Genomic DNA, 4,847 nt, shown 5'->3' on the forward strand with positions numbered 1-4,847 from the left:
ATATTAGAAATATTATTTGTAAATTCTGCAATTTTATTGTTTATTGGCTGCTGACTATTTCCATCAGATATAGTTAAAGTTGTTGTTTGCCCGGGACATATTGTTGTATTTGAGACTGTTACTGTTGGATTGTTCAAACTAATGTTTATAGCCAAGCGAGTGTTGCTTTCACAACCATTTACCGTTTGAGAAGCATAATAAGTAGTGCCATCTCCTAATACCGTTGTACTCGCTAAAGGAGAACCTCCCGAAGCCGCTGCATACCACTGAATTCCTGTACCTGTTGCCATTAAATTAGTTATGGTTGGCGCTGGTGTTGCACAGAAAGTTTGAGTTGCAGTTCCTGTTGGGGCAGCTGGAATTGAATTTACTGCTATTGTAACTTCTTTTCTACAGGTTACCCCATTTACCGTTACATCACACCAATAAGTTGTGGTTGCCGTTGGAGAAGGGTTTATGGTTGCGGTTGTTGCTCCAGTCGACCATAAATAGGTTGTAAAAGGCATACCTGTTACAAATCGTCGAACCAATCTTAAATTTCCAGCACCACCAAATCCGCTTCTATATTCAGAAACAAAATTTCCAGTTTGAAAATTTTGAACCCAAGCTCCTCCATTTACACCACAACTGCCATATGGAGCTGGAGATGAAGACCAATATTGAACATTTAGGAAATTACCCAAATTATTCAATTTAAGATTTGTATACATTAAATTTACTTCATCCTTTGAGGGGATAAACCAACCAGAATTGCCATTTGCTTGATAAATTGTAGAAGTATTTACCCAAGATCCATTTGTATTGCACCCGCTGTTTATCCAACTTGAAGTGTTAGATAAGCCTGCGCCAATTGAAGTTGAAGTGTTTGGAATTGCTGTACAATAACAACCAATTCCATTATTTGATCCATTGTCAACAGGAGCTGCTTCTAAATATCTCCAACCATTAATAACACTTCCTTGATCATAGAAGACATAACCTCCTGATGGCCCAATTGAACCAACATTAAATCTACTCGAAGTTGTAATGCCTGAATTAGCTGTTAATGATACATTATTTCCTGAACAAATTGTACTATTTGTTGTGCTAATTGTAGGATTAAACATTTCAATAGTTACTGCCAATCGTATGCTACTTTCACAGCCATTTACTGTTTGCGAGGCGTAATATGTTGTGCCGTCTACTAAAGCCGTAGAACTCGCTAAAGGCGAGCCTCCCGTAGCCGCTGCATACCATTGAATAGCTGTTCCAGTTGCAATTAAACTCGCAACCGTTGGTGTTGGTGTTGCACAAAAGAGTTGACTTACATTGCCGGTTGGAGCTGGTGTTAAACAAGAATTGTATAAATTAGCAATTTCTTGCCCATTTAATGCACGATTCCATATCCCGATATCGTCGATTAATCCACTAAAAGGGTATTGACCACCCATTAGATATGTGGCTCCTACAATACTCTGCGTACTGTTGTATAAAATTGTATTAGGAAACCCGGTTGTTCCCGAATTAGCTAACACTCCGTTTATATAGATGCTAATTACTTGCCCTACATAAACAACACATATGTGTTTCCATCCATTAACATTTAATGCTGAAGAATTTGCATCCAGCCCAAATGAATTGCCATCATTAGCGCGAATTCCAGTAGCATTTGGATTTAAAACTAATGCTTTATTATTAGTCGTATTAAAAATATTTACATAATTTGTGTTAGGTATTTCTTTATACCATAATGAATAACTCATTGTGTTTGTAAATGTATTTACTGGGGGTGATGGTAAAGTTATAAATTGACTGCCATTTAAAAAACTATACGCACTATTTACATTACCATTTCTATCAGTTGTTAGAGTAGCGACATTAACCGTTCCGTTATTTCCATTTCCTGAAATATCATTTGCATTGCCAGAAAATGGCCAATAACCTACTAGGCCATTTGAAGGAACATATGATGGTACTTGTGCAAAGCTTATTGCGAAACAAAAAAATAATAAGAAAACACTAATTTTTTTCATGGTTATAATTATTGTAAATTACAACAAATATATAGAACATACTATTTTAAATAACAAAAATTTATTAAATTGCCAATTATTGTCTTTTTTTAATTGATATTTAACATGAATCAACTGCAAAGATTAGAACAAATTTACACCCATTTGAAGAAAAAAGAACATTGTTATCAGGGCTTGTATACTATTTTTCAAAAGATGAAAGTCGATATTAGTATTCGGCAAATTCAAAGAGATGTAAAGAATGTTTATCTCTTGCTCAAAGACGACGAAAGGTTAATTAATTATAGGGACAGCTTCCGAGTAATTTATTTTGAAATAGTTAAAACCAAAGAAGAAAAAATTCACGAATCGGTGTCAAATATAATTTTTCAAAAAACAACTAATTTTTTTGAATTAATAGAAAATAAAGATTTACAAAATAATTTAAGTATTATAAAACAAGCCCTCTCCAAATCAAAAAAAATTGGCATAGCCAAATTAAAAAACGATGTTACCGGTGACAATTTTAATTTTAATCAAAAAAATATAGAATTTTTACCCTTACAGGTTATAAAACATCGAGGTTCGATTTATTTAGGCGGGTACAATGAAAAGCAAAATAAATATCAAATATTTGACATCACACAAATAAAAAACATAACTATAACTGAAAATATTCAAGGTTTAAATGTGGCTAAAATCGAAGAAGGATTTTATTTTGAATTAGAAAAAAGATTTGGAGTTACTAAAAACATCAATGAGGAAGTGTATTCTATTGTTATTGAATTTACAGAAATCACAGGCAATTTTATCAAACAACATTTTTGGCATAAAACTCAAAAATTCAAAAAAAAAGGCAATATTATTCAAATGGAATTCCAATGTGGTATCAATAGAGAATTAATTGGATGGCTTTTCTATTGGATGTATAACTGCAGAGTAGTAAAGCCACAAATATTAAAGGATTATTATGATAGTGCTGCGAATGAAATTATTAAAACGAGTAATCCTAATAATCCATTGGTTTATAAAAATTTGTTTGTTCCTATTAAATCTAATGATTAATCAATTGAAATTTTACACAATGTACTTTCAATAATTTCTAATTCTTTATAAAAACGGTTAGACATTTCACTTGTTAGGTGTACTGACTAGAACCAAAAGACCTCTAAATTTCTTTAGAGGTTTTTTTGTATAAATAATGATGCAATTTCTTTTAATTCTTCATGAAGGCTGTTAGACATTTCACTTGTTATGTGTACTGACTAGAACCAAAAGACCTCTAAAGAAATTTAGAGGTTTTTTTGTGTAAAAAATGATGCAATTTCATTTAACTCTTCATGCAGGCTGTTAGACATTTCACTTGTTATGTGTACAAAACCTCTCATGAAAATTGGGAGGTTTTTTCATTTCATTTCTTAATTATTCTTAAAGCAATAACAATTCATTTACATTAAAACACAAAAAAGACCTGTTTTAATATTTATGGGATTTTTTTGATTTTTTAAATAAATCAGTAATAATTTTAGTGGTGAACAACCTTGCTCCTTTATCATTTAAATGCCCACAAGAAGAAAAGTATTGATCTCCCTCGATCAAATGTTCATATTCTTTTATTTCGGGATACAACGCTTTGACTTTTTTAAAATATTCCATTCCTTTTACATTGGTACACATAGGTGTTGTTACCGCGATCAAATGAATAGAATTAGCTTTACAAATTTGTTTAATTTCTTCGAAATACCGATTACGCAAAGGCTTTAATTTTTCAATATTATTTTTCATATTGGCCTTTGGATTATGCCCCAAAGGATAATAGCCTTGGTGCTGCATCAAATTCGTCGGTTCGTTGATTAACGTTTTATACCAAGCTCTAAATCCGATTTTCTCATCAAATTTGAGGTAACGATAAAAGGGCACATAGTACAATTCCATAAAATCAGCTTCGTTTTTAAAATGAGTTGTGATGGTTTTAGATTGGTGCAGGAACGGCATAAAACGTCCAAAAGTACCATCATCGCGTTTTTCGTTAGACAGATTTAAATCGGTTTCCACAATGACGTTTTTAATTTTCCATCCGCGTTCTACCATTAATTTCAATAGTAATGATGTTTCAAACAAATGCGATCCGCTCATTCCATAATTAAAGGTTTTTAGGCCTTCTTTTTCAAACAATTCCGATACAAAATGATTATTGGCTCTTGATGTTCCTAAAATAATTACATCATAGTTTTGTGGTTTCAAATGAATGACATTTTCAACCTTATTTCGCGTTTCAGATTGGCCAAAAACAGTGGTGTAAATAAAATCCAATGCAAAAGCGGAAAGCAAAAGCACCAGCAAAATTTTTCCGATAAAGACAAAAAATGGTTTCATTAGAATTGGAAATAAATAAATTCTTTATAATTGGAATACACTCCAAACGCCATCAACGCTATAAGGGCTAAAGCTACTTTAATCCAACTTGCTTTCCCCGATAAAGGTTCTACTTTTGAGCGATTGCACCATTCGACTATGACAAAAACCAGTACTAAAAGCAGTAGCTCATTGTTGTATCGTTGGTTGCTCAAATACTGCGAATCAAATTGACAATCTGTCAGCATTTTTTGAATATACCCCGTTGCTTCTGAAATGGATTTGGCTCTAAAGAAAATCCAAGCAACTGAAGTTAATACAAATGTGACTAAAATATGGAAAAAGGTTTTTACGCTATTTATATTCCAATTCATTTCGATTTCGCCCATGTTGGAACGGTTCTTATTTTGTACTAACAAAGGCAAGAAGTAAATCGCATTTAGTAATCCCCAAATCATAAATGTCCAGTTGGCTCCATGCCAAAACCCACTGACCAAGAAA

At 32.6% G+C, this 4,847-nt stretch carries 3 protein-coding genes and 1 pseudogene; 1 reads left to right on the forward strand and 3 read right to left on the reverse strand.

Annotated features, from left to right (window positions below; all coding sequences use genetic code 11):
- Positions 1 to 2,012: LamG-like jellyroll fold domain-containing protein (locus tag ACIQ6Z_RS09955; protein WP_396210718.1), on the reverse strand; the 2,012-nt coding region annotated here is incomplete at its 3' end.
- A gap of 105 nt (positions 2,013 to 2,117) precedes the next feature.
- Between ACIQ6Z_RS09955 and ACIQ6Z_RS09960 the strand changes: the two genes are divergently transcribed.
- A complete protein-coding gene (locus tag ACIQ6Z_RS09960) occupies positions 2,118 to 3,056 on the forward strand; it encodes a WYL domain-containing protein (RefSeq protein WP_396210719.1) in 939 nt (312 codons plus the stop codon).
- Between the two features lie 411 nt (positions 3,057 to 3,467).
- Here the strand turns inward: ACIQ6Z_RS09960 and ACIQ6Z_RS09965 are convergent, their stop codons facing one another.
- A complete protein-coding gene (locus ACIQ6Z_RS09965; protein ID WP_396210720.1) occupies positions 3,468 to 4,367 on the reverse strand; it encodes a hypothetical protein in 900 nt (299 codons plus the stop codon).
- Positions 4,367 to 4,847, reverse strand: a pseudogene (locus ACIQ6Z_RS09970) (MBOAT family protein); the annotation flags it as partial. The pseudogene ACIQ6Z_RS09970 and the gene ACIQ6Z_RS09965, both read right to left, overlap by 1 nt.

Source organism: Flavobacterium sp., from assembly GCF_044376915.1.
GTDB lineage: Bacteria > Bacteroidota > Bacteroidia > Flavobacteriales > Flavobacteriaceae > Flavobacterium.

Bases quoted from the DNA above. Each gene is read 5' to 3' on its own strand.
- ACIQ6Z_RS09960 (WP_396210719.1), top strand. From the start codon at position 2,118: ATGAATCAACTGCAAAGATTAGAACAAATTTACACCCATTTGAAGAAA.
- ACIQ6Z_RS09965 (WP_396210720.1), bottom strand. From the start codon at position 4,367: ATGAAACCATTTTTTGTCTTTATCGGAAAAATTTTGCTGGTGCTTTTG.